The sequence below is a fragment of the Nesterenkonia populi genome (assembly GCF_007994735.1).
In the GTDB taxonomy this organism is placed as follows: Bacteria; Actinomycetota; Actinomycetes; order Actinomycetales; family Micrococcaceae; genus Nesterenkonia; species Nesterenkonia populi.
Genome location: NZ_VOIL01000001.1, coordinates 1,403,706 through 1,427,248, shown reverse-complemented (window position 1 = coordinate 1,427,248; position 23,543 = coordinate 1,403,706). Strand labels below are relative to the sequence as shown.

22 protein-coding genes and 1 tRNA gene are annotated in these 23,543 nt (G+C 68.1%); 11 read left to right on the top strand and 12 right to left on the bottom strand.

Annotation, left to right across the window (positions count from 1 at the left end; all coding sequences use genetic code 11):
* Nucleotides 1-3 precede the first annotated feature (3 nt).
* The gene (locus FWJ47_RS06610; RefSeq protein WP_147105826.1) at nucleotides 4-213 is read right to left on the bottom strand and encodes a hypothetical protein; all 210 of its coding nucleotides are present in this window, start codon (nucleotides 211-213) and stop codon (nucleotides 4-6) included.
* A 77-nt stretch (nucleotides 214-290) separates the two neighbouring features.
* Between FWJ47_RS06610 and FWJ47_RS06605 the strand changes: the two genes are divergently transcribed.
* The 3 genes from FWJ47_RS06605 (at nucleotide 291) to FWJ47_RS06595 (ending at nucleotide 2,947) form a co-directional block, all read left to right on the top strand.
* On the top strand, nucleotides 291-1,337 hold the full coding sequence (locus FWJ47_RS06605; RefSeq protein WP_147105823.1) for a methionine ABC transporter ATP-binding protein: 1,047 nt from the start codon (nucleotides 291-293) through the stop codon (nucleotides 1,335-1,337).
* A complete protein-coding gene (locus tag FWJ47_RS06600; protein WP_147105820.1) occupies nucleotides 1,334-2,020 on the top strand; it encodes a methionine ABC transporter permease in 687 nt (228 codons plus the stop codon). The genes FWJ47_RS06605 and FWJ47_RS06600 overlap by 4 nt, the downstream gene beginning before the upstream one ends.
* Before the next feature lie 75 nt (nucleotides 2,021-2,095).
* On the top strand, nucleotides 2,096-2,947 hold the full coding sequence (locus FWJ47_RS06595; RefSeq protein ID WP_147105817.1) for a MetQ/NlpA family ABC transporter substrate-binding protein: 852 nt from the start codon (nucleotides 2,096-2,098) through the stop codon (nucleotides 2,945-2,947).
* Nucleotides 2,948-3,041: 94 nt separating this feature from the next.
* Here the strand turns inward: FWJ47_RS06595 and FWJ47_RS06590 are convergent, their stop codons facing one another.
* On the bottom strand, nucleotides 3,042-4,262 hold the full coding sequence (locus FWJ47_RS06590; protein WP_147105814.1) for a calcium/sodium antiporter: 1,221 nt from the start codon (nucleotides 4,260-4,262) through the stop codon (nucleotides 3,042-3,044).
* A gap of 96 nt (nucleotides 4,263-4,358) precedes the next feature.
* Between FWJ47_RS06590 and FWJ47_RS06585 the strand changes: the two genes are divergently transcribed.
* Nucleotides 4,359-4,865 (top strand): DUF2505 domain-containing protein, encoded by a 507-nt coding sequence (locus FWJ47_RS06585; RefSeq protein ID WP_147105811.1) that lies wholly within the window; start codon nucleotides 4,359-4,361, stop codon nucleotides 4,863-4,865.
* 32 nt (nucleotides 4,866-4,897) lie between these two features.
* On the opposite strand, the gene pth is transcribed toward FWJ47_RS06585, so the two are convergent.
* The 3 genes from pth to FWJ47_RS06570 all read right to left on the bottom strand — a co-directional run bounded on the left by pth (nucleotide 4,898) and on the right by FWJ47_RS06570 (nucleotide 7,132).
* A complete protein-coding gene (pth, locus tag FWJ47_RS06580; RefSeq protein WP_147105808.1) occupies nucleotides 4,898-5,473 on the bottom strand; it encodes an aminoacyl-tRNA hydrolase in 576 nt (191 codons plus the stop codon).
* Between the two features lie 25 nt (nucleotides 5,474-5,498).
* On the bottom strand, nucleotides 5,499-6,149 hold the full coding sequence (locus FWJ47_RS06575; RefSeq protein ID WP_147105804.1) for a 50S ribosomal protein L25/general stress protein Ctc: 651 nt from the start codon (nucleotides 6,147-6,149) through the stop codon (nucleotides 5,499-5,501).
* A 236-nt stretch (nucleotides 6,150-6,385) separates the two neighbouring features.
* Entirely contained in the window at nucleotides 6,386-7,132 is a 747-nt protein-coding gene (locus FWJ47_RS06570; RefSeq protein WP_246126192.1) for an IclR family transcriptional regulator, read from the bottom strand.
* 204 nt (nucleotides 7,133-7,336) lie between these two features.
* On the opposite strand from FWJ47_RS06570, the gene FWJ47_RS06565 reads away from it, so the two are divergent.
* Together FWJ47_RS06565 and FWJ47_RS06560 are read left to right on the top strand one after the other, a co-directional pair.
* Nucleotides 7,337-8,728 carry an MFS transporter gene (locus tag FWJ47_RS06565; protein ID WP_211358978.1) on the top strand — a complete coding sequence of 464 codons (1,392 nt, stop codon included), beginning with the start codon at nucleotides 7,337-7,339 and terminating at the stop codon, nucleotides 8,726-8,728.
* Nucleotides 8,729-8,848: 120 nt separating this feature from the next.
* Nucleotides 8,849-10,045, top strand: coding sequence for a 4-hydroxybenzoate 3-monooxygenase (locus FWJ47_RS06560; protein WP_147105801.1), 1,197 nt, complete (start codon nucleotides 8,849-8,851; stop codon nucleotides 10,043-10,045).
* 107 nt (nucleotides 10,046-10,152) lie between these two features.
* On the opposite strand, the gene FWJ47_RS06555 is transcribed toward FWJ47_RS06560, so the two are convergent.
* The 4 genes from FWJ47_RS06555 to FWJ47_RS06540 all read right to left on the bottom strand — a co-directional run bounded on the left by FWJ47_RS06555 (nucleotide 10,153) and on the right by FWJ47_RS06540 (nucleotide 15,033).
* Complete coding sequence (locus tag FWJ47_RS06555; protein WP_147105797.1) at nucleotides 10,153-11,133, bottom strand: ribose-phosphate diphosphokinase; 981 nt, start codon at nucleotides 11,131-11,133, stop codon at nucleotides 10,153-10,155.
* Nucleotides 11,134-11,139: 6 nt separating this feature from the next.
* The gene (gene glmU / locus FWJ47_RS06550) at nucleotides 11,140-12,609 is read right to left on the bottom strand and encodes a bifunctional UDP-N-acetylglucosamine diphosphorylase/glucosamine-1-phosphate N-acetyltransferase GlmU (protein WP_281289235.1); all 1,470 of its coding nucleotides are present in this window, start codon (nucleotides 12,607-12,609) and stop codon (nucleotides 11,140-11,142) included.
* Between the two features lies 1 nt (nucleotide 12,610).
* Nucleotides 12,611-12,681, bottom strand: a tRNA-Gln gene (locus FWJ47_RS06545).
* Nucleotides 12,682-13,116: 435 nt separating this feature from the next.
* Nucleotides 13,117-15,033 carry an ABC-F family ATP-binding cassette domain-containing protein gene (locus FWJ47_RS06540; RefSeq protein WP_147105794.1) on the bottom strand — a complete coding sequence of 639 codons (1,917 nt, stop codon included), beginning with the start codon at nucleotides 15,031-15,033 and terminating at the stop codon, nucleotides 13,117-13,119.
* 65 nt (nucleotides 15,034-15,098) lie between these two features.
* Between FWJ47_RS06540 and FWJ47_RS06535 the strand changes: the two genes are divergently transcribed.
* The 5 genes from FWJ47_RS06535 (at nucleotide 15,099) to FWJ47_RS06515 (ending at nucleotide 19,631) form a co-directional block, all read left to right on the top strand.
* A complete protein-coding gene (locus FWJ47_RS06535; protein ID WP_147105791.1) occupies nucleotides 15,099-15,791 on the top strand; it encodes an MBL fold metallo-hydrolase in 693 nt (230 codons plus the stop codon).
* Nucleotides 15,788-16,543 carry a sulfite exporter TauE/SafE family protein gene (locus FWJ47_RS06530; protein ID WP_170228512.1) on the top strand — a complete coding sequence of 252 codons (756 nt, stop codon included), beginning with the start codon at nucleotides 15,788-15,790 and terminating at the stop codon, nucleotides 16,541-16,543. The genes FWJ47_RS06535 and FWJ47_RS06530 overlap by 4 nt, the downstream gene beginning before the upstream one ends.
* A 69-nt stretch (nucleotides 16,544-16,612) precedes the next feature.
* Complete coding sequence (locus FWJ47_RS06525) at nucleotides 16,613-17,569, top strand: TatD family hydrolase (protein ID WP_147105785.1); 957 nt, start codon at nucleotides 16,613-16,615, stop codon at nucleotides 17,567-17,569.
* Nucleotides 17,566-18,531 carry a 16S rRNA (adenine(1518)-N(6)/adenine(1519)-N(6))-dimethyltransferase RsmA gene (rsmA, locus tag FWJ47_RS06520; protein ID WP_147105782.1) on the top strand — a complete coding sequence of 322 codons (966 nt, stop codon included), beginning with the start codon at nucleotides 17,566-17,568 and terminating at the stop codon, nucleotides 18,529-18,531. The genes FWJ47_RS06525 and rsmA overlap by 4 nt, the downstream gene beginning before the upstream one ends.
* 71 nt (nucleotides 18,532-18,602) lie before the next feature.
* Nucleotides 18,603-19,631, top strand: coding sequence for a 4-(cytidine 5'-diphospho)-2-C-methyl-D-erythritol kinase (locus FWJ47_RS06515; RefSeq protein ID WP_147105778.1), 1,029 nt, complete (start codon nucleotides 18,603-18,605; stop codon nucleotides 19,629-19,631).
* A gap of 29 nt (nucleotides 19,632-19,660) precedes the next feature.
* Here FWJ47_RS06515 and FWJ47_RS06510 read toward each other — a convergent pair whose 3' ends face one another.
* The 3 genes from FWJ47_RS06510 to rsmI form a co-directional block, all read right to left on the bottom strand.
* Complete coding sequence (locus FWJ47_RS06510; protein ID WP_170228511.1) at nucleotides 19,661-20,557, bottom strand: VOC family protein; 897 nt, start codon at nucleotides 20,555-20,557, stop codon at nucleotides 19,661-19,663.
* Nucleotides 20,558-20,655: 98 nt separating this feature from the next.
* Nucleotides 20,656-22,539, bottom strand: coding sequence for an AMP-dependent synthetase/ligase (locus FWJ47_RS06505; protein ID WP_246126190.1), 1,884 nt, complete (start codon nucleotides 22,537-22,539; stop codon nucleotides 20,656-20,658).
* A gap of 59 nt (nucleotides 22,540-22,598) precedes the next feature.
* Nucleotides 22,599-23,528 carry a 16S rRNA (cytidine(1402)-2'-O)-methyltransferase gene (gene rsmI / locus FWJ47_RS06500; RefSeq protein WP_147105772.1) on the bottom strand — a complete coding sequence of 310 codons (930 nt, stop codon included), beginning with the start codon at nucleotides 23,526-23,528 and terminating at the stop codon, nucleotides 22,599-22,601.
* Between the last annotated feature and the right edge of the window lie 15 nt (nucleotides 23,529-23,543).

Here is a 23,543-nt window from a genome sequence, read left to right as displayed (position 1 = left end):
TCCTCAGCCGAGCACCGACAGGAGCACGATGGTGATGAGGATCATCATCGCGGCGAGCACGATGAGGGCCGGCACCCAGATCGCCGCGGCTCTCGCCTGGTTGGAGGAGCTCTGGGAGCTCTCGACGAGACCCCCGAAGACCTTCACGATGCCGTAGACGGTCATAGTGCCCAGGGAGACGGCCACGATGAACCACCACATCAGAGCCAGCATGGATCCCACCGTACAGGTGACGGAATGTGAACGGGAGATTTCAGAAAGTTCACAACCGTGGGTAAATTGGCCAGGCTATGATCACCCTGTTCGACGTCAGCAAGGTCTACCCCGGCGGAGTCACTGCGCTGGATGACGTCTCATTGAGCATCGGCGCCGGAGAGATCCATGGGATCGTGGGCCGCTCCGGCGCCGGCAAGTCCACCCTGATCCGCTGCCTCACGGGCCTGGAGCGGGTCACTGAGGGCGCCATCACCATCGGCGAGACAGACATCGGCGCCGCCCACGGCCGTCAGCTGCGCCGGGCGCGCCGCAGCATCGGAATGGTCTTTCAGCACGTGAACCTGCTGGACTCCCGCACCGCGGAGCAGAACATCGCCCACCCCCTTGAGGTGGCCGGCGTCGGCCGCGCCGAACGACGGAGCCGGACCGCTGAGCTGCTGGATCTGGTGGGCCTCTCCGACCGGGCTCGCAACTACCCCGCCCAGCTCTCCGGCGGGCAGAAGCAGCGCGTCGGCATCGCCCGCGCCCTGGCAGCTGACCCGCAGGTGCTGATCTGCGACGAGCCGACCTCGGCCCTGGACTCCGCCACCACTCGTCAGATCCTGCAGCTGATACGCCGGCTGCGCGACCGGCTGGGCATCACTGTGGTGATCATCACCCACGAAATGTCTGTGGTCCGCGAGGTATGCGACTCCGTCTCCCTGCTCGAGGAGGGCCGCATTGCTCGGACGGGCCGACTGCTGGACGTCATCTCTGACACCGGCTCCCCGCTGTCCAAGGAGCTTATCTCGCTTCCGCCCACCGCGGGGCTGAGCCCCGGCGAGCAGCTGGTGGAGGTCCTGCTCACTGAGACGCACCGGATCCGCAGCGTCGGCGACCTGTTCGCCCTGCTCTCCGAGCAGGGGCTGCCTGCCCGCGTGGAGGCCGGCACGATCGAAACGATCGCCGGAACGCAGGTCGGCAGGCTCCATCTGCGTCCCGGCGACCCGGAAACGGCCCGCCGCACCGCGGAGGCGCTGACGACTGCCGGGCTGCACGCTGAGCTGACCACCGCAGAGCGGATCGCCGCCGATGCTGCTGCCCACGAAGACAACGACCCCGACGAGGAGGCACGGCGATGATGCTTGCTGCCGGTGGGGACCTCTGGCTGGACAACCCCGTTTTCAGGAACCAGCTGCCCGGGGCTATCCTCGAGACCCTGTGGATGACCGGCACCACCGTGCTCTTCACCGTGCTGATCGGCCTTCCGCTGGGACTGCTGCTGCACAATATCGGCCCCAAGGGACTGCGGCCTGCCGCGGTGCTCTACCGGCTGCTCTCGCTGGTGGTGGACTTCGGGCGCTCGGTGCCCTTCATCGTGCTGATGGTGTGGATGATCCCCGTAACCCGCATGATCGTCGGCACAGCCGTCGGCTGGGAGGCCGCCGTCGTGCCCCTGACTGTGGGCGCCATCCCGTTCTTCGCCCGCATGGTGGAGAACTCGCTGCGTGAGGTCGCCTGGGGCAAGGTCGAGGCCGTCCGGATGATGGGCGCCTCCAACTTCCGGGTCACCACCAATGTGCTGCTGCGAGAGGCCCTGCCGGGGATCGTCGGGGGCCTGACCATCACCTCGGTCACGCTGATCAGCTTCACCGCCATGGCCGGAGCCGTGGGCGGCGGCGGGCTCGGCCAGCTCGCCATCAACTACGGCTACCAGCGGTACCAGGGCGACGTCATGCTCGTCTGCGTGCTGCTGCTGGTCCTCATCGTCAGTGCAGTGCAGTACAGCGGCAACTTTGCCGCCCGCCGCCTCGACCGGCGCTGAGCGGCAGCCTGCCGGATCCTTCCGCTCCCCGGAGCAACCCCCATCAAGAATGCATCACCCACGAAAGGAAAGCCCATGAAGCACACCAAGCTCAGCCTGTCCGCAGGAGCCGCCGCGGCGGCCGCCCTGGTGCTCTCTGCCTGCGGCGACGGCGAGGACGATGCCGGCCCGGCCGGCGAGGAGCTCGAGGGCGGCATTGTCGAGCTGACTGTCGGCGCCTCCCCGGCCCCCCACGCCGACATCCTGCAGTTCATCGATGACGAGCTCGCCGAGGACGCCGGCATCTCCATTCAGATCCAGGAGTTCGACGACTACAACCTCCCCAACGAGGCCCTGGACGACGGTGACCTGGATGCCAACTACTTCCAGCACGAGCCGTGGTTCAACAGTGAGGTGGAGGAGAACGGCTACGACATCGTCCACTTCGAAGGCGTGCACATCGAGCCCTTCGCCCTCTACTCCAGCCAGCACGAAGAGGTCGGCGCCCTGCCCGAGGGCGCCACCATCGCACTGAACAACGACCCCTCCAACCAGGCTCGCGGCTTGGTCCTGCTCGCCGAGGAGGGGCTGATCGAGATCGATGAGGACGTTGACCAGCAGGCACTGACCATCAACGACGTCACCGAGAACCCGAACGACTTCGAGTTCCTCGAGGCAGACGCCGCTGCGCTCACCCGCACCCTGGATGACGTGGACGCCGCCGTCATCAACGGCAACTACGCCCTTGAGGCCGGGCTCTCTCCCACCGATGACGGTCTGCTGGTCGAAGACGCCGATGACAACCCGCACGCCAACTTCCTGGCCGTGCGCGCCGAGCACGAGGACGACGAGCACATCCAGTCCCTGCAGGACCTGCTGACCTCCGACGAGGTCCGTGAGCACATCGAGGAGACCTGGGACGACGGGGAGATCCTCCCCGCGTTCTGATCAGCACGCTGATCATCCTTCGGAGGGCAGAAGAGGGGCCGCCGGGAACGATTCCCGGCGGCCCCTCTTCTGCAGCTCCTGCGGGAGGAGGCTTCTAGCGCGTGGCGCGATCCTCGGCCGGCTCCGCCTCCGGCGGCGGGATGACGAGCATCGGTGAGGTGTAGAAGTCCTCCTCATACTCCTGGGTCTCGTCATACTTCTCCCGGTGGCGGGCCCCCACCTCGTAGGCGGCTACGGAGAGCACCCAGAGCGCGGTGATCGGCAGGACGAACCACAGCATGGTCGCGCTGAACGGCTCCAGGGCTGTGTGCTCTGAGGCCGAGAGCACCAGGTAGACCACGTAGGCCACGTACATGAAGAACAGCAGGAGACCCTCCCACTGCACGATCGCCCCAGAGGTGAACGCCAGAGGGATCAGCACCAGGGCCGCGGCCAGCATCACCGGCATGTCGAAGTGGATGGCCGCAGGGTCCACCCGGACCTCTGTCGGGGAGACCAAGGCGGTCAGGCCCAGCACCGCGCCGATGTTGAAGATGTTGGAGCCCACCAGGTTGCCGACCGCCATGTCCCGCTCGCCACGGATGGCGGCGATGACGCTGGTGGCGAGCTCCGGAAGAGAGGTGCCGATGGCAACGATCGTCAGTCCGATGATCAGATCGGAGACGCCCAGGGTGGCGGCAATATCAGTGGCCGCGGTGACGAGAAGCTGAGCCCCGCCGACCAGCAGCGCCACACCGATGCCCACCAGGAGCATATCCACAGTGGTGGAGCGCAGGGGCGTCGCCCGCAGCCACGCGGTCATGCGCCCTGCGCTGCCCTCATTGAGGACTTCCTCCACGCCCATCTCCTCGGCGGAGGCGCTGCTGCGTCGGGCGAAGACGATCGTGGCCACCAGATAGATGAGCAGTCCGGCGAGGAGGATCAGGCCGTCGAGGAAGCTGAACCCGCCGTCGAGAGCGAGCACCAGCGCCAGCACCGAGAAGCCGATCATCACAGGGATGTCGGCCTTGATCAGCTGGATCTTCACGAACAGGGCGCCGAAGACGGCGGTGAGCCCCATGACGAAGAGAATGTTGGCGATATTGCTGCCCACCACGTTGCCCACGGCCAGGCCGGGCGAGCCCGAGACCGCAGAGCTGAGGCTGACGGCCAGCTCAGGCGCCGATGTGGCGAAGGCGACAATGGTCAGGCCGATGATCAGCGAGGAGAGCCCGAACCTCTTCCCGAGGGAGGCCGCGCCGCGCACCAGAGCTTCGCCGCCCGCCACCAGCAGGACGAAGCCGCAGACAAGGAGGAATAGGCTCAGCGCGCTCACTATGTCCATCCTACGTTGCTAGACTAAAGTTGTACACTGACTGCATCGGGGCTCGTCACCGGACTCCTCAGCTCCGGCCCTGGTTAGGATGTGGGCATGGCCATCGAAGCTGAGAAGATCATCCCGCACTCCGCCTCCGAGATCGTCGGCGCCTACGCAAGCCGAGCCTTCCACGAGCACCTCTCCCATAAGGTCGGCTCCGAGCTGAAGTCCTTCGAAGTGAATGGAACCCCCGAGTCCGGCTTCACCGTGGTCACCCAGCAGGCCATGAGCACCGACAGGCTGCCCGAGGTAGCGAAGAAGGTCGTGCGCGGCGGCACCATCAGCGTCACCGTGACCGACAAGTGGGGCGCCCCCGACGAGGCCGGCTCCCGCCGCGCTGACACCACCGTGGAGATCGCCGGCGTCCCCGTCTCCGGAACCGCCGCGCAGACGCTCCATGCCCGCAGCGACGCCGAGACCAAGTCCGTGGTCCGAGGCGATGTGAGCGTGAAGATCCCGCTGATCGGCGGAAAGGTGAAATCTGCAGCAGAGCCCTACATCGGCCGGTTCGTGGAGATTCAGGCCAAGGAAGTCTCCACGTTCATCGACTCCCGGAAGTAGCACCGGGGCTCGTCCCGATGAGGCCGGGCCGCCTAGTGGAACGTGTTCTGGGCGGCAGCGAGGCCTTCGGTGAGGACCGATTCCACGGCGTCGGCGGTGCGGGAGACGAACTCAGGAAGGTCCTTCTCCTCGTCCTTGGAGAAGGGCTGGAGCACGTACTGGGCAGCGTTGATCTGTCCGGGCGGGCGGCCGATGCCGGCGCGGACTCGAATGTAGTCCTTATTTCCGCCGAGGTGCTGGGTGATGGACTTCAGTCCGTTGTGCCCGCCCTCTGAGCCGCCTCGTCTGAGCTTGAGCCGGCCGTAGTCGATGTCGAGCTCATCGTGGACGACCACCAGTCGGGCCGGGTCCACGCCGAAGTAGTCCATGAGTCCGCGGACGGGCTTGCCGGACTCGTTCATGTACCCCTCGCTGACAGCGAAGACCAGCTTCGGCCCGCCGGGAAGCTGCGCCCCTACAGCTTTCGCGCCCACCTTGGTGCGGCTGTACGTGGCGCCGAGCCGGCTGAGCAGCTCGTCGAGGACCATGTGGCCGATATTGTGCCGGGTGCGCTGATAGCGGGCCCCGGGATTCCCGAGACCCGCTATCAGCCAGGTTTCTGAAGCCATAAGCGTCAGTCTGCCGAAGATTCAGTCACTCGTCGTCGGAGGACTCTTCCCCGCCGGACTCCTCGGCGTCGCCGCCGGAGGACTCTTCGCCCTCTGCAGGCTCCTCGCCGGTGGTCTCGGCGTCGGACTCGACGTCCTGCTCCTGCGGCTCGTAGATGGTGACGATGGGGGACTCCATGTCATCGAGCTGCAGCTCGGAGCCGGCCGGCAGGATGATGTGCTCAGGCAGCGCGTTCTCGTCACGGTCGGTGATGTCGATGGTGACGGACTCGGGCAGTGCGGTGGCGTCCGCCTCGACCGGCACGGTGACCTGGTCGAGCATGTGCTCGAAGCCGTTGGCGGGCTCGCCGATGACCTCCACGGGAACGTCGACGACGATCTTCTCGCCCTTGCGGACGGCCAGCAGGTCCAGGTGAACGATGAAGGGGCGCAGGGCCTCGCGCTGGATGTCCTTGGGAACCACCATCTGCTCCTCGCCCTCGATGTCGAGAGTGATCAGAGCGTTGGGGTTGCGGACGGCCAGCATGGTCGCGTGGCCCTCCAGCAGGACGTGGCGCGGGTCGTCCCCGTGGCCGTAGATGACGGCGGGGATCTTGTCCTCGCGGCGGGCACGGCGGGCAGCGCCCTTGCCGAACTCGGTGCGCACTTCGGCGCGCAGAAGCAGCTTGTCAGCCATAGTTGATCCTTATGGTTCGTCGATGACGGAGCGCCACGACGTCGTCGGACGCTCCCTCGCCTACATGTATTGAGAATGTGCCGGTGGCACAGCGAACAACTGTACCTGAGCCCGGCCGGGCCCTGCGAGCTCAGAGGGCGACCGCGGCGTTCCCTGAGCTCACAGGCCCCATGACGAGGACGCCCTCCGCCCCGACCGCTCCGCCCATCGCACAGCGGAGGTTTGGGAGATTCGGATCAGGGCGCCGGCGAGGCGAGCAGAGCCCTGCTGATGCCGCGGGAGGCGGTCTGCATCGCCATCAGCGCCTGCGGCAGACGGTCCCAGTCGATGGGGATCACGATCGTCAGCACGGCGACCGCATACCCCCGGGAGTCAAGGATCGGCACCGAGGCCCCTGCGGTATCGGTGTTGATCAGGCCGCCCAGGCGGACGTACCCACGAGACCTGGCCTCATTCAGCTCCCGAGACAGATCGGGCCGCTCCCGGCGGATGCGCTCGCCGTGGACGCTCGTCACATGATCCAACTGCCCGGGGGCGGAGAACGCCAGGAGAGCGTGCCCCATGGACGTCAGGTGCACCGGCATGCGGCTGGCCACCTCAGCGGGGTTGGAAACTGCCCCCTGGCGTGAGAGCCGTTCCACGATGAGCACGTCGGCCCCGTCGAGAACCGCCAGCTGAGTGGTCTGCCGCACCACAAAGTTGACGTCCTGCATGAACGGAAGGGCGGCGTGACGCAGTGTGCGGGAGAGGGTGTTGTGCTGGGCGATCTCCCAGAGCCGCTGCCCGAGCTCGACATCACCGGCGGGCGTCCGGGCGAGCATTCCTCGCTCCGTCAGGGCGGCGATCAGCCGATAGGCCGTCGTGCGCGGCAGCCCGGCAGCCTCAGCGAGCTCCCCGGGCGAGAGGACTGGGTCACGCTCCAGCGCACCCAGAATGCGCATGACGCGGTCAAGCAGCGCGTCGCCGGAGCGCGAATTCGCCATGGACGTCCCGAGCCTCCTCCTTGATCGCTGAATTATGTGGTTCGCATCACAGTATGCGGGTTGGAGGGTCAACCCTGAATACTCCGGTCCCATTCAATGGCTGCACCATGGGACACCTTTTGTGGTGCGGACCACACACTGAGTAGCGTCGCGGCATGCTGTGACACACAGCACACCTCCACCCGCCGACGAAGGAAAATGGGCATGAACTCAATGCGCGAGCAGCTCGACGCCCGGCCCATGAGCCGGTATCAGTGGCTGATTGTCGCCCTCGCGACCTTTCTGATGGGCCTGGACGGCTATGACGTCCAGGCCATGGCCTTCACCGCCAACGCCGTCTCACATGACATGGGGCTCACCAGCACGGAGCTGGGTCTGCTGCTCTCCGGCGGCCTGATCGGCATGGCCCTCGGTGCGATGTTCGTAGGCCCCTTCGCGGATCGCTTCGGACGTCGCAAGATGCTGCTGGCAGCACTGATCATCAACTGCGCGGGATTGTTCCTCTCTGCCACGGCCACTTCGATGCCGGAACTGATGACATGGCGGATCATCACCGGCCTGGGCGTAGGGGGCATCCTGGCCTCTGGGACCGTGCTCGTGTCGGAATACTCGAATGCGAAGTACCGCGGCCTCTCCCTGAGCATCTATGCAGCCGGCTACCCGGTGATCGCCACTGTCGGCGGCCTGCTGGCGGTTCCGCTGATCCAGAACTTCGGCTGGCAGTCCGTCTTCCTGCTCGGAGGCATCCTGACCGTGGCAGCGATTGCGCTGGTGGCCGCTGCCATGCCCGAATCCCTCGAGTTCCTCGCGGTGCAGAGCAGGCGCGGGGCCGGCTCGGCCGACCAGACCGCCGCTCGTATTGCTGAGCGTCTCGGCCTGCGGGCAGACCTGGCTGACTCCCCCGCCGCCCAGGAGGAGGAGCAGGCGCAGCCGCAGAATTCCTACGCCGCCCTCTTCTCCTCCCAGAACCTCCGCAACACGCTCTTCCTCTGGGCGGTCTTCTTCATCGTCATGTTCGCGTTCTACTTCGCCAACACGTGGACGCCGCAGCTGCTCACTGAGGTCGGCTTCACAGCGGAGGAGGGCATCATGGGCGGCGTGATGCTGATGCTGGGCGGTGCCGTAGGCGCGGTGCTCTACGGCGTCTTCACGGCCAAGTGGGACCCACGGGCGGTCCTTGCAGTCTTCGCCACGCTGTCCGGGGTGATGTTCATCGTGTTCATCAGCTCAACCAACGTGTACGCGCTGGCTCTCATCACCGGCGTGGGCCTGGGAATGATCGTCAACGGCTGCATCTCCGGGCTCTACACGCTGGCGCCGATGACATACTCCCCCAAACTGCGGTCCACCGGAGTGGGCGCGGCCTTGGGCGTGGGACGCTGCGGCGCCATTCTCGCCCCCATCATCGTGGGCACCCTGCTCGACTCCGGGTGGACGCCGACGGCCCTCTACACCGGCGCCGGCCTCCTCATCCTGCTGGCGGCCGGCGCGGGGCTGATGCTGCGCCTGAAGATGCCCCGGAAGGCGCCGAACGCCGAAGCCCCCGCCGCCCAGAAGCCGGAACAGCCCGCACCCACCGTGAGCAGCCGAAGCTGAGCCCCTCAGCCCGCCGGAGGATCTGTCCCCGTGGATTTCATTCAATGGAATGCATGTGGTGCAGGACACGTGCGGTATTGAGACTGAGAGAGTCAGCGCACCCGTTCGATGAGGAGCCCCATGCCCGCTGTGAGCCCAGAGAATGTCAGCACCGTCGACGTGGGAATCGTCGGCGGCGGACCTGCCGGACTCATGTCTGCGATCCTGCTGGCTCGCCGAGGCATCAGCGCCGCCGTCGTGGAGCAGCGCAGCCAGGATGAGATTCGCACCACGCACCGTGCCGGCATTCTGGAGGCCGGCACGGTGAACATGCTCGTGGAGGCGGAGATCGGCTCCCGGGTCCTGTCCGAAGGGCATGAGCACACGGGCACGATCCTCAGCTTTGAGGGTGAGCAGGTCCGCATTCCGCTGAAGGACTCGGTGGGCAGGTCGGTGTGGCTCTACCCGCAGAACGAGGTCTTCACGGATCTGGCCGCCGCCTGGCAGCGGGAGGACGGAGAGATTCACTGGTCGGTCCGCGAGACCTCGGTCAGCGGTCTTGAGAGTGCGACGCCGACCATCGGCTTCACGGACGAGCAGGGCCGGGACCGCCGCATCAGGGCGAAGCTCATCATCGGCGCTGACGGGTCGCGCTCCATGTGCCGCAGGCTCATTCCTGACGAGGTGCGCACCGACTACTTCACCGAGTACCCGTATGCCTGGTTCGGGATCCTGTGTCAGGCCCCGCCCACCTCGCCCGAGCTGATCTACGCGAACTCCCCGGACGGCTTCGCTCTCATCTCCCAGCGCAGCGCGACGGTGCAGCGCATGTACTTCCAGTGCGAGCCGGGCACCGACCCTGAGGACTGGGAGGACGACGCCATCTTTGACCGCATCCAGAGGGTCCTCGGCCCAGCCACGGAGCTGAAGCGCGGCCCGATCATCAGCAGAACGGTCCTGCCCTTCCGCTCCTACGTGTGTGAGCCGCTGACCTATGGCCGCCTGGCCCTGGCGGGCGACGCCGGGCACACCGTGCCCCCGACGGGCGCGAAGGGCCTGAACCTGGCCTTTACCGATGTGAAGGCGCTCATCCCTCGCATCGAGGAGTTCCTCGCCGCCCCGGAATCAGGCACCGCCCCGCTGGAGAAGTACTCGAAGACGGCTCTGGACCGGGTGTGGAAGGCTCAGAACTTCTCCTACTGGGCGACCTCCTTGATGCACAACCGGCCAGACGACGATGCCTTCGCCTACCGGCGCCGGCGGGGGGAGTTCGACGCGATCACCGGCTCCCCGCAGGGCCGGGCGTACTTCGCCGACGCCTACACCGGGTGGGCGTAGGCCCCTCAAGCACCGATGCTCAGCGTGGGCGAATGCCGGCTCCCGGGCTGGCGGGAGCGCCCGCCGTGCACGAGAGGCTGCCTGAGCGGCGCTGAGCGCCGATGCGCCTATGCCTGGCCGTCGAAGAGGGTGGTCACTGAGCCGTCGGTGAAGACTTCCTTGATGGCGCGGGCGAGGATGGGGGCGATGGACAGGACCGTAAGGCTCTCGAACCGCTTCTCATCCGGGATAGGCAGAGTATTGGTGACCACGACTTCGCGGGCGCCGGAGTTCGCGAGACGCTCGGCGGCCGAGCCGGAGAGGATCGCGTGGGTGGCGGCGATGATGACGTCCTTGGCGCCGGCGTCCTTGAGGATCTTCACCGCGCCGGAGATGGTGCCTCCGGTGTCGATCATGTCGTCGATGAGCACGCAGGTACGGCCTTCGATGTCACCGACCACGCGCTTGGACTCGGCCATGTTCGGCTGGGTGAGGTCACGGGTCTTGTGCACGAACGCCAGCGGTGCGCCGCCGAGGCGGTCGGCCCACTGCTCGGCGACACGCACCCGGCCGGTGTCCGGGGAGACCACGGTGACCTCGTCCTCGGAGACCTGCTCACGGATGTAGTCGGCCAGCAGCGGGATGCCGAAGAGATGGTCGACCGGCCCGTCGAAGAAGCCCTGGATCTGGGCGGTGTGCAGATCCACGGTCATGATCCGGTCAGCGCCTGCGGTCTGGTACATGTCGGCGACGAGGCGTGCGGAGATCGGCTCGCGGCCGCGGCCCTTCTTGTCCTGCCTGGAGTAGGGGTAGAAGGGGCTGACCACGGTGATGCGTTTGGCGGATGCACGCTTCATGGAGTCGATCATGATGAGCTGCTCCATGAGCCACTGGTTCAGCGGCGCGGGGTGGGACTGGATGAGGAAGACGTCTTTGCCCCGCACCGATTCGCCGGAGCGGACGTAGATCTCCCCGTTGGCGAACTCGTAGGCGTCCAGCGGGAGCAGCTCGGTGCCGAGCTCCGCGGCGATCTCCTCCCCCAGCTGCGGATGGGCCCGCCCGCTGGCGACGACCATGGTCTTCTCGGTGCTGAGCCTGATCTCATCCATGCTGCGCTATTCCCCTGCCCCTTCGGTGTTTCCGGTGTGACCGTCCTGCTGGCCGGCCTGTTCTGCTGCGCGTGCCGAGCTGGAGCCGGGCCGCCTGCGACCGACCCAGCCCTCCAGGTTTCGCTGCTGGGCGACGCTGATGGCCAGCGCTCCCGGCTGCACGTCTTTGCGGACGATGGCGCCGGCCCCAGTGTATGCGCCGTCGCCGAGCTCCACCGGGGCGACGAACACGGTGCTGGAGCTGGTGCGCACGTGGCTGCCGATGACGGTGCGATGCTTGTTCTCGCCGTCGTAGTTGGCGGTGATGTTGCCGCAGCCGATGTTGGAGTCTTCGCCGATCTCGGCGTCGCCGGCGTAGCCGAGGTGGCTGAGCTTGCTGCGAGCGCCGACCTGCACGTTCTTGGTCTCGTAGAAGGCGCCGATCTTGCCGTCCTCGCCCAGGACGGTGCCGGGGCGCAGATAGGTGAAGGGGCCCACCTTGCCGCCTGCTTCGATGACGGCGCCGGAGCCGTGGGTGCGGGTGACCTGGGCGCCGGGCCCGACGGTGACGTCGGTGAGGGTGGTGTCAGGCCCGATGACGGCCCCCTCGGCGATGTGGGTCGCGCCGTGCAGCTGGGTGCCGGGGAGGACGGTGGTGTCCTGCTCGAGAGCCACGGTGGGCTCGATCCAGGTGGTCGCGGGGTCGATCACGGTGGTGCCGGCCCGCATGGCGGCCTCCACGGTGCGGCGGTTCAGCTCAGCGCCGAGGGCCTGGAGCTGGACGCGGTCATTGGCGCCCTCGACCTGCCACCGGTCCTCGGTGACGACGGCGGAGACCCGGCCGCCCTCGCCGCGGGCGATGGAGAGCACATCGGTGAGGTACTTCTCGCCCTGCGCGTTCTCGACGGAGACCTGGGCGAGCGCGCGGGCCAGGACTTCGGCGTCGAAGGCGTAGATGCCGGAGTTGATCTCACGGATGGCCCGCTGGGACTCGTCGGCGTCCTTGTGCTCCACGATACCGATGACCTCGTCGCCCTGGCGGAGGATGCGTCCGTATCCGGCGGGGTCGGACACTTCGGCGGAGAGGACGGTGACGGCGTTGCCCTTGCCCTCGTGCTCGAAGATCAGGTCGGTCAGCAGCGCGGGGGTCAGCAGCGGCACATCCCCATAGGTGACCACGACGGTGCCGGTGAGGGTGTGGCCGGCGAGCGCTTCGAGGCCGCATTCGACGGCGCGCCCGGTGCCGGGTATCTCGTCCTGGTCGGCGAGCTTCGCGGCGTCGTCGTGCTGGGCGATGTGGGCGGCGACTCTGTCCCGCTGGTGGCGGACGACCGCGACGAGGTGCTCAGGCTCAACGGCACGAGCGGTGTTGAGCGCGTGGCCGATCATGCTGGTCCCGCCGAGAGTGTGGAGGATCTTCGGGACGGAGGATTTCATACGGGTGCCGGCACCCGCGGCGAGCACGATCACGGCGGCGGGACGCACTGGTGTAGTCACGTTCCGCCACTAGGATTCGAACCTAGACTCTCGGTACCAAAAACCGGTGTGCTGCCCTTACACCATGGCGGATCAGATTCATTTGGCTCAACCATCTTAGACGCCAGGATTCTCGGCGCACCGCTGAGAGAAGCCCGGCCTAGGATCCGCACCTGCGTGAGCAGGTGTGGGCCGGGCTGAACGGGCTGCCCTTACACCATGGCGGATGGATGAAGCCCGTCAAGACTACCAAGGGGCGGCGTCCTAGGCGGGGCTCAGTGTGGCCAGAAGCCCGGCGCCTGCCGAGAGAAAGAGCATGAGGGCGAGCAGGGCGGCGACGAGCCGCTTGGCTGGGGTGATGTTCATGTGTTCCTCCGAGGATGTGCGGCGGCTGTGACTGCCGTTCCGGTCAGGATCAGACCGAAGGCGATGAGAGCCAGCGTAAGGGCGTGCACACCTCCGATGGCAAGGCGCAGGCTCCTCGGCACCAGATTCCGCGGCGGGCGGCACCGTCCAGGAGGCGCAGCCTCAGCCCTCCGCGGCCTCAGACGCTTCCAGCCACGCCAGCTCCGCCTCCTCCAGCTCGGTGCTGACCTCATCCAGCTGCGGCTGCAGCGTGCGGAGCCTGTCGAGGTCCACGTCCTCGGAGGCGCGGGCCATTCTGGCGTGGAGCTCCTCCCGCTGAGCCTGCAGCTTCTCCATCTGCTTGTCGATGCGCTGCATGTCCTTGCGGGCCTGGCGCTTGTCCGCCTCCGAGGCGCCCGAGCCGCCCTGCCCGGCTGGGGCTGTGCTCTGCATGCTCGGGTTGGCGCCCGCGGGCATGGTGCTTCCCGGGATTTCGCTGGCCCTCACGCTGGACTGCCCCCGGTAGGTGTCGCTGAGCCCGGGCGGGGGCTCCTGGCCCTGGCGGATCCGCAGATACTGCTCCACCCCGCCGGGCAGCATGCGGATCTGACCATCGCCGAGCAGGGCGACCTGATGATCGGTCACCCGCTCCAGCAGGTAGCGGTCATGGCTCACCACAATCAGCGTGCCCGGCCAGCTGTCCAGCAGGTCCTCCATGGCCGCCAGAGTGTCCGTGTCCAGATCATTGGTGGGCTCATCCAGCATGAGCACGTTCGGCTCCCCGGTCAGCAGCTTCAGCAGCTGCAGACGACGCCGCTCGCCGCCGGAGAGGTCCCCGACGGGAGTCCACTGGCGGCTGCGGCTGAACCCGAGGGTCTCCAGCAGCTGCGCCCCGGAGAGCTCCCTGCCGCCCACTTCGAAGACGCTCTTCTCCTCAGTCATCACTTCGTGCACCCGCATGCCGGCCTTGGCGCGAAGCTCCTCCACCTCTTGGGTGAGGATCGCCGTCTGCACCGTCTTCCCCCGCCTGACCCGTCCGGCGTCGGGCTCCACGGTGCCCTCCAGCATCCGGAGCAGGGTCGACTTTCCGGCGCCGTTCACGCCTACGAGGCCGACCCGCTCCCCCGGGCCCAAGCGCCACGTCACATCGCTGAAGAGCTGATGCTCGACCTCTGGCGCCGCGTCTGAGGCGCCGAAGCCCCTCGCCTTCCTCACCGTGAAGGACATCTCCTCCACGTCCAGCACGTCCTTGCCCAGCCGGGCCGTGGCCATCTTCCTCAGCTGCACCTCGTCCCGGTGCTCCGGGACGTCGTTGATCAGCGCGTTCGCCGCATCCACCCGGAATTTCGCCTTGGTGGTCCGGGCAGGGGCGCCGCGCCTGAGCCAGGCCAGCTCCTTCTTGACCAGCTGCTGGCGCTTCTGCTCCTCCACCGCCGCGGCCCGGTCACGCTCCGCCCGGGCCAAGGTGTACGCCGCATAGCCGCCCTCAAAGTGATCCACCGCTGCGTCATGGACCTCCCAGGTCAGGGTGCACACCTCGTCCAGGAACCAGCGGTCGTGGGTGACCACGAGGAACGCGCCCTCATTCGGCTTCCAGCGGGTCTTCAGGTGGTTCGCCAGCCAGGCGACCCCCTCCACATCCAGATGGTTGGTGGGCTCATCCAGCATGATCACGTCATGCTCGCCCATCAGCAGCTCGGCGAGCGCCACCCGTCGCCGCTGCCCGCCGGAGAGCGCGCCCACCGGGCTGTCCCAGTCCAGCTCGGAGAGCAGCCCCTCCACGACGTCGCGCTTGGCCGGGTCCGTCGCCCATTCATGCTCGGGGGCATCGCCCACCACCGCCTGCCCGACGCTCAGACTGTGGTCCAGCACATCCTGCTGGTCCAGGAGCCCCACCGACACTCCGCCGCGCCACGTGACACGGCCCTCGTCAGGCTCCTGCGCACGCCCCAGAATCCGCATCAGCGTCGATTTGCCGTCGCCGTTGCGGCCCACAATGCCGATCCGGTCCCCCTCATCGATGCCCAGAGTCAGAGAGTCCAGCACCGTGCGGGTGCCGAAAGTGATCGAAATGTTCTCAGCGCCGAGCAGATGTGCCATAAGGGCACTATCCCACCACAGTCACCATCCAGAAAACGTCCAGGCCCGCACGTAGGATGGCTGGTATGCGCATCACACATTTGGGACACTCCTGCCTCCTGGTTGAGGCCGCCGAGACCAGGGTGCTGATTGACCCGGGAGCCTTTTCCGACGCCTGGCACGGCGTGAAGGACCTCGACGGCGTACTGATCACCCACCAGCACCCCGACCACCTGGACCCAGACCGCGTGCCCGCCCTGCTGGAGGCCAACCCGGACGCAGTGGTGCGGACCGCCGCGGACGTTGAGGAGGCGGTCTCGCTGGAAGGTGCGCAGGGTGTGATGCCCGGCGCGAAGTTCGCGGTCGGCAGGCTGCAGGTGCAGGTGGTCGGCGGCGACCATGCCGTCATCCACTCCGACCTCCCCCGCGTCCGCAACGTCGGCTACCTGATCACACACCCCGAAGAGCCCACCGTCTTCCACCCCGGCGACGCCCTCGACACCGCCCCGGCGGCGGTCGACGTCCTCGCCCTGCCGATCATGGCTCCCTGGTCCGCGATGAAGGAGCAGGTCGAGTTCGTCCGCAGGTTCGACGGCCTGAAGATGGTCGTCCCCGTTCACGATGAGCTCCTCGCCGACCGCGGCCGAGAGCTCTTCGCCCGGCAGATCACCCGCCTCACCGGCCAGGAGATCACCTGGCTGCGCGACGGCGAGCCGTATGAGGTCAACGTCTCCGCCCCCGACCGGGACATCTCCACCCAGGAATTCGTCTCCGGTTGACCGAGCTCCTCATACCGGCCGCGATCATCGGGCTGGTCGTCCTCGCCTCCGCTCTCCAACGCGTCACCGGCCTCGGCTTCGCCATGGTCGTCTCCCCGTTCTTCGTGGTGATGCTCGGCCCCCACGCCGGCGTCATGCTCACCAATGTGCTCGGCGGCGCCATGCCCCTGATGATGCTCGCCGCCGTCTGGAAGGACATCGAATGGCGCAAGATCGCATGGATCGTGCCGCCCGCCGTCCTCGTCACCCCGCTCTTCGCGTGGATCGCCGAGCAGTCCCACGTCGGGGTCCTCTACGTCGTCGTCGCCTCCCTGGTGATCCTCGGACTGTCTGCCGGGATCATCGCCTCCTGGGTCGGCAAACACCCTCATGACGGAGCCTCGGCGCGGATCCTCGCGGGAGCCGGCGCGGGGGCCGGGACTGTCCTCGCCGGCGTCGGCGGACCCGCCATGACCATCTACGCCGTCCTCTCCCGCTGGGACCCCCGCCGAATGGCCGCCACCCTGCAGCCCCTCTGGGTGGCGATCTCAGCCGGGGCGCTCATCAGCAAGCTCATCTTCAGCGGCAACCACACCCCCGACCTCCACTGGGCAGTCTGGCTCGGCTGCCTGCTCGCCACCCTGCTGGGAATCTGGGCCGGCGGCCGCCTCAGCCGGCGGGTCGCAGCCTCCGCCATTCGGCGGCTGGTGATCGCCCTGGCCTTCCTCGGCGCCGTCATGGCTCTCGTCACCGGCCTCTCCCAGCTGACCTGAGGGACGCGAAGCTGCCCGGGCTCCAGCCTCTGAGCCCGAAGCGCTGAACCCTCGGTAGACTCGCCCGCTGTGAGCGCATCTGCAGTGACCCCCGGCGAGACCCCTGCTGCCTACCAGCCCGAACCGGACGCCTCCCCCGACGGCGACGGGCCCGTGCGCGCCCAGTCGGAGGAGAAGTCGGGGAAGAGGCGGCGCCTGACATACCCGCCCGCCCCGGAGCCGCTGCCGGTCCCGGTCCTGGACAACCACGCGCACCTCGACTTCCGGGATGGGCTCGTCCGGGTCAGTGTGGCCGAGCACCTCGACACCGCCCAGGCTGTGGGGGTGAGCGGAGCGGTGCTGGTGGGGTATGACCTGGCCAGCTCCGAGTTCTCCGTGCAGGCCGCCCGCTCAGAGCCTCGCGCCAAGGCCGCCGTCGCCCTGCACCCCAATGAGGCCCCGGTGCTCGCCGCGGAAGGGAAGTACGAGACCGCGTTCGGCCGGATCGCCGAGCTCGCCCAGGATGAGCAGGTCGTCGCCGTCGGTGAGACAGGCCTCGACCATTACCGCACCGACGAGACCGGCCGCGCCGCGCAGGAACGCTCCTTCCGCGAGCACATCGCCCTGGCCGCCGAGCGGGGCATCGCCATGCAGATCCATGACCGGGACGCTCACCACGACGTCGTCCGAGTCCTCAGGGACGCACCCGCTCTGCCGCCTGTCGTCGTCTTCCACTGCTTCTCCGGGGACGCCGAGCTCGCCCGGATCTGCAGCGAGAACGGCTGGTACATGAGCTTCGCGGGCACCGCCACGTTCAAGAACGCCGAGGGCATCCGGGAGGGGCTCCGGGTCGCCGATCCGTCCCTGATCCTGGTGGAGACCGACTGCCCGTTCCTCACCCCGCACCCGTTCCGCGGCCAGCCCAACGCCCCCTATATGATCCCGCAGACCATGAGGCTGATGGCCCGAGTGCGCGAAGCTGAGCTGCCCAGCCTCTGCCAGCAGGTCATGCTCAACACCGTGCAGGCCTACGGGAGCTGGACGTGAGCGGCGCGCGCGACGACGCCGCCCCTGCTGATGAGGCTGCCCGCCCGCTGCTCTCCGCAGCGCATATCCGGGAACTGGCAGACCGGCTGAGCATCCGCCCCACCAAGCAGTGGGGCCAGAACTTTGTGATCGACCCGAACACGATCCGCAGGATCGTCGGCCTGGCTGGGCTGCGCGGCGACGAGCACGTTCTTGAGGTGGGTCCCGGCCTCGGCTCCCTGACGCTGGGGCTGCTGGATGAGGCAGCCGAGGTCACCGCCGTGGAGATCGATCCGAAGCTGGCCGCCCAGCTGCCTGAGACCGTCCGGACCATGCGCCCGGAGGCTGCAGACCGGCTCACTGTGGTCCGGCAGGATGCGATGAGGATCGGTCCCGGTGAGCTCAGCGGCCGGGTGATCGGTGAAGAGTCCTCCTACGGCGACGCCGCGGCACGGAAGGGTGATCCCGCGCCTGAGCTCGGTGAGCCTGAGGTGCTGGTGGCGAACCTGCCGTACAACGTTGCGGTGCCCGTGGTGCTCCACCTGCTGCAGACCCTCCCTTCCCTGACCAAGGGCCTGGTGATGGTGCAGGAGGAGGTCGCCGACCGGCTGGCCGCCGGGCCGGGCTCCAAGATCTACGGGGTCCCCAGCGTGAAGGTCGCCTGGGACACGGAGACCCGCAAGGTCGGCGTCGTCGGCAAGCGCGTGTTCTGGCCGGAGCCTCGGATTTCGTCCGGGCTTGTGCGCTTCGACCGGCATGAGCCGGTCAGCACCGATGTCTCGCGGGCGGAGGTCTTCGCGGTGGTGGACTCGGCCTTCTCCCAGCGCCGCAAGACGCTGCGCGCGGCCCTGTCAGGCCTGGCCGGTTCGGGCGCCGCCGCCGAGCAGGCGCTCATGCGCGCCGGTGTCTCACCCCAGGCGCGCGGCGAGACGCTCGACGTCGCCGCGTTCGCCCGGATCGCCGCCGCCCTGCAGCGGGCCTGAAGCATTCCCAGCCGCTGACCAGCGTGGTGTCAGAGTTCGTGTCAGACCCGGCGTCTAGTGTTGATTCCACTATGCGTGACAGTCAGCTCTTCGGGCACGTGACAGCAGTGGCCCCCGGCAAGGTCAATCTCAGCCTCCGGGCGGGTCCCCTGCGCCCGGACGGCTACCACGACGTCGCCACGCTCTACTGCGCCGTCTCTCTCTACGAGGAGGTCACCGCGTCCCCGCGCGAGGACGACGCCATCACCGTGACCGTCTCGGAGCGCTCAGTCTTCACCGGAGTGGATCTGCTGGATGAGAGCACCGGCGAGCGGGTGACCGGAGAGATCCCCCTCGGGGCGAGCAACCTCGCCTACCGGGCTGCCGCGCTGCTGCGGGACCGGCTCAAGGGGCGGCGCGCGGGCGTGCTGTCGGGCCCCTGGGAGGGCAGCGCGCCCGCCGGCTGGGGAGTGGATCTGACGCTGGTGAAGAACGTCCCGGTCGCCGGCGGCATGGGCGGCGGCTCGGCGGACGCAGCGGCGGCCCTGGTGGCCTGCTCCGCCCTCTGGGATGCGGGCCTGTCCAAGGAGCAGCTGGCGGAGATCGGCTCGGAGCTGGGGGCGGACGTGCCTTTCGCTCTGATGGGCGGCGCCGCGGCCGGCCAGGGGGTGGGCGATGAGCTGTCCCCGCTGCTGCACAGAGGCGAACTGCATCTGGTGATCGCTCCTGCCTCCGTGGGGCTCTCCACCCCGGGCGTCTACCGAACGCTGGACGCGATGCGTGAGCGGGCGGGCGTACAGGCTGATACCCCGGAGCTTGACCCGGACCTGGTACGGGCAGTCTCGCGGTCGGATGCCGAGAGCCTCTCCGCGCTGATGGTCAACGATCTCCAGGCACCGGCGGTGAGCAGACTGCCGGAGTTGGATGAGCTCATGGACCTGGGCCTCTCGGAGGGCGCGATGCAGGGCATCGTCTCCGGTTCAGGGCCGACGGTGTTCTTCCTCGCCCACGACGCCGCGCACGCCTCGCAGCTGGCCACCTCCCTGGAGGAGCGCGCCGAGGTCTGGGCCATCCCGGTCACAGCGCCGGCCCCGGGAGCCCGCCTCCTCGCGCAGAAGTAGGCCTCCCAGGCAAGGGACGGCTTGCCTGCCTACGGGAGGGTGCGGAAGCGCTCCAGGACCACCAGGGTGCTGTCGCTGATCTTGAGGTCCGGGCCCAGGTGCTCGCGGACCTCCTCGGAGTCCCAGAACTCCTTGTGCGCGGCACGCCACTCGGCGGGGTTCTCGAAGCCCTCGCCCTCAGCCACCACGTGGGAGCGCGGCACGTCCTTCAGGGGAACGACCTGCACATCGGTCACCTCAATGACGCAGGCCGGCTGGCTGTCCGAGTCGACGACGACGCCGCGGTCGCCCACGGCGGGCAGGGCTTCGCCGAAGACCTGGTACTCGGCCAGCAGGGAGGTGGTCGCGGTCTTCTCCCCGGACTCCACCACACGGACGAGGGCCTCACGCATCGGCCCGGGCACGGCGAACTCCACAGGCGGCAGGATGGCGGCAGCCTTCTCCTGCTCAATGACTGCGCCCAGGTGCTTGTCGTGGAAGCGGAGTGTGACGTCCTCGCGCTTCGTCTCCAGGAGGCGGTTGGCATAGTTGCCGCGATCCCTGAACCGGATGTGCTCGTGGGCTTCCCGGAACGTCTCGACGCCGGTACGGACCACAAACTGCACGTGCCGGATGCCCTCCGGTACGGAGTCCGCGTTGGGCTTGGGCTGCGCGAGCTCGACGAAGCTGGCCGCCCAGGGGGAGCCTTCAGCTCGCACCGGCGCGGCGGGAGCGAAGACCGCGATGAGGCGGCCGCCGATCTCCTTCTCGGAGAGCAGGCGGGCGTCCTCCTCGATCAGCTGGGCTTTGACCTGGTCGTACCGCTCGTGGCTGGGGACCTGCAGGCACACGGTGTCCTGCTGGACGACGCTGTCCATCAGGCCGAGCGCCTCGAGGGCCTGCTGGGCCCGGTCGATGTAGTCGGAGTAGAGGTGCTGAATATCCACGACGAGCCACTCTACTCGCATCGCGAGCTGTGAGGGTCCACGGAGCGGCCTGTGACGCACGAGCCCGGCACGACGCCGGGGACAGTGCCTGAGGCGGTTCAGCCGGCGTAGAGGGCTTCCACTGTGTCCGCGTAGTCGTCGATGACCTTGGCGCGGATGAGCTTCATGCTCGGGGTGAGGTGGCCCGAGGCTTCGGTCAGCTCGGCGTCGACCATCTCGAACTTCCGGATCGACTCGGCGCGGGAGACCTTCTCATTGGACTCATCCACCCGGGCCTGCACATGCTCACGCAGGGCCGGGCCCGCCTCATCATGGTGGAGCACCTCCGTCAGAGACATTTCGGAGCCGTATCCCTCGCGCTCGGCCCAGCCGGCCAGGTTCTCCGGGTCCGGAAACACCAGAGCCGCCACGAACGGCTTGCCGTCGCCGACAATGATCGTCTGGGCGACCAGCGGGTCAGCACGGACCGCCTCCTCCATCGGGGTCGGGTAGACGTTCTTGCCGCCCGCGGTGACGATGAGCTCCTTCTTTCGGCCGGTGATGGTGAGGAACCCGTCCTCGTCCATGGAGCCGAGGTCCCCGGAGCGGAACCAGCCGTCCTCGTCGAAAGTCTCCGCGGTGCCGTCCTCGTCCCGGTGGTAGCCGTCGAAGATCACAGGGCCCTTCAGGAGGACCTCGCCGTCCTCGGCGGTCTTCACGCTGTTGCCGGGCACCGGCAGGCCCACCGAGCCGATGCGGGTGGCGCCCGGGATGTTCAGCGTGATCGGGGCGGTGGACTCCGTCAGGCCGTAGCCTTCCTGAACGGGCAGGCCGATGCCGGTGAAGAAGTGCCCGATCTCCGGGTTCAGCGGGGACGCCCCGGAGACGAAGTGGGTCACGCAGCCGCCCATCCGGGCGTGCAGCTTGGAGTACACCAGCTTGGAGAAGAGGGCGTGCTTGGCCTTCAGCGCGACGGAGGGGCCCCTGCCGGTGCCGTCAGCCTCAGCCTGCAGGGCTTCCGAGTAGGCGATCGCCGTCCGGCGGGCTGCGTGGAAGATCTTGCCCCTGCCCTCAGACTCAGCCTTCGCAGCGGCGGAGTGATAGACCTTCTCGAAGACGCGCGGCACCGCCAGCAGCCACGTAGGGCGGTAGCTGCCCAGGTCCTCAATGAGGGTGGTGGTGTCACCGGTGTGGGCCACCTGGATGCCGCGGTGGATGCAGGCCAGCTGCACCGCCCGGGCCAGCACATGCGCCAAGGGCAGGAACAGCAGGGTCCGGGACTCCCCCTTGCCGAGGATGTCGGTGGTGAAGCTCAGCAGGTTGGCCGCGCCCTCGGCCAGGTTCCGGTGCGTGATCCGCGCACCCTTGGGCTTGCCGGTGGTGCCGGAGGTGTAGACGATGGTCGCGACGTCGTCGAGCTTCCGTGCGGTGCGTGCGGACTCCAGGTCAGCAGCGGAGACGGAGGCGCCGTCGGCCGCGATCTCGTTGAGCGCTGCGATGCTCTCCGCGGACCGGATGGTCACCTCGGCCCGGCCCATATTCGCTGCTCCCTGGACCTTCGCGCGCAGGGACTCGTCACCGATGAGGACGAGCTTGGCGCCGGAGTTGGCGAGCACATGGGAGACCTGATGGGTGGAGGCCGTGTCGTAGACGGGCACGGAGATGCCGCCTGCGAACCAGACGGCCTGGTCCACCACAGCCCACGGGTAGGAGGTCTGCGACATCACAGCGACCCGGTCCCCGGGCTGCACGCCTGCGGCGATCAGGCCCTTCGCCACACCGCGGACCTGGTCCAGGAAGGAGGCGATGGAGACGTCCAGCCAGCCACCGGAGCCGTTGCGGATCGCATAGACGGCGTGCCCGGGCCGCTTCTGCTCCAGGGCGAGGACCCCGTGGGTGACGTTGTGGTCCTCAGGCAGGTGCACGGCCTGCTCCGTGGCAGCCTCGGCGATGGGGGCGTTCGGCGCGGCAGGGGTCTCTGGGGCGTCGCTGGTCGAATTCACCCGGTCAGTCTAACCATGGGCCTTCCCCGGGATGGCAGGGATCGCGCCCGTGCGGGAACTTACTCGCCGGTAGTCTTCCGGCGCTCGAGGGCCGCCTGGTAGAGGTCGCGGCTGCTGACGCTGTGCCCGCCGGCCGGCTGCTCGGCGGCCACCTGCTTGGCGGCGTCCTTGAGCCGGATGCCCTCCTCCGTGCGCTGAAGCACCAGCTCGGCGAGCCTCTGGGCCTGCTCGGCCGCGGTGAGCTGGGCGGCGCCGTCGTCGCCGGGGGCCGCGCCTGCGATCACGAGGACGAACTCGCCTCTGAGGGTGCCCTCAGCGTGCCGCCGCTCGAGCAGCTCCGCCAGCTCTGCGAGGGACCCGCGGAGGACCTCCTCGTACTTCTTGGTGAGCTCACGGGCGACGGCGGCCCTCCGGGACGGGCCGAGGGCTTCGGCGAGCTCGGCCGCCACGGCGGCGATCCGGTGCGGTGACTCGAAGAGGACGGTGGTCCACTCCTCACTCTGCAGGCGGGCGAAGAGGCTCTGCTTCTCGGACTGTTTGCGGGGGATGAAGCCGCCGAAGGTGAACGCGTGGGTGGGCAGTCCGGAGAGCGCGAGGGCGGTGGTGACCGCTGAGGCTCCCGGGGCGACGGTGAGCCCGACCCCGGCGTCGACGGCTGCGGTGATGAGCCGGTGGCCGGGATCGGAGACCGCGGGCATCCCCGCGTCGGAGACCACGAGGATCCGGGTGCCGGCGGCGGCCTGCTCGACCAGCTGCTCGCTGCGGGAGGCCTCGTTGTGCTCGTGGAGGCTGAGGAGCTTCGCCTCAGTGCTGATGGCCAGAGCCTGCAGCAGGCGGCGGGTGCGGCGGGTGTCCTCGCAGGCGATGATCTCCGCGGTGCGGAGCAGCTGGCGGAGCCGCTCGGTGGTATCGCCGAGGTTGCCGATGGGGGTGGCGGCCAGCACCACGGGGGTCTCCCAGAGCTGGGATTCGGAATCAGGAGCGGTCATCGAAAGTAGGATACC